At 46.3% G+C, this 656-nt stretch carries 1 protein-coding gene; it reads right to left on the bottom strand.

Features of this window, described 5'->3' with window-relative positions; genetic code table 11:
* Positions 1 to 656, bottom strand: a 656-nt coding sequence (locus DW640_RS23395; protein WP_199610475.1) for an AGE family epimerase/isomerase, incomplete at both ends; no start/stop codon positions are given.

The following is a 656-nucleotide window of genomic DNA, read 5'->3' as shown; positions in this document are numbered from 1 at the left end:
ACCAGATTACCGTCCATATCGACATTCTCAACAATGATGCCCCCCAGCTCCGGACGATAAAAGACATCCATCACTTCATGGATACAGGTTACCATCGTCTGTTCCAGATAGCCGGGATCCAGGAGATGTTCGATCTCCAAAGCCAGATTACAGAGAATCATCGGGAGGGCGAAGTTCTTCAGATTACGAGTACCCGGATGAAGCTTATTCCACTTGCCTTTCGGGTTGCTTACTTTGGACAAAATGATCTCGAAAGTCTTTTTTGCTATGTCCGCATATTCTTGATTACCAGTTGCTAGACTCAGCTGTCCGAAGGCCATCGTGGCGAAAGTATATGAGAAAATATTGTATGGTTCTACCAGTGGTCTACCCGAACGGTCGAGTGAAAAGTACCAGTTATAATTCCCGTCATGTCCGTATTTTTTTAAGAATTCACCACCCTGAACGGCACAATCCAGCCATTCCTGTCGTTTTTCCACTTTGTTGTAAAGCATGGAGAACATCCATACCTCACGTCCCTGCAACCAGATGAACTTATCCGTATCGAAAACCTTCCCTTCACGGTCCAGGCAGCTGAAATAACCGCCGTATTCACCGTCCTGAGAGTGTTCGAGCCAGAATGGAAGGACATTGTCCAACAATTCATCCCGGTACTG

The organism is Bacteroides sp. AM23-12 (genome assembly GCF_003434395.1).
GTDB classification, from domain to species: domain Bacteria; phylum Bacteroidota; class Bacteroidia; order Bacteroidales; family Bacteroidaceae; genus Bacteroides; species Bacteroides thetaiotaomicron.
Note: the sequence above shows the minus strand (reverse complement) of the source record. Positions and strands in the feature narration are given on the sequence as shown.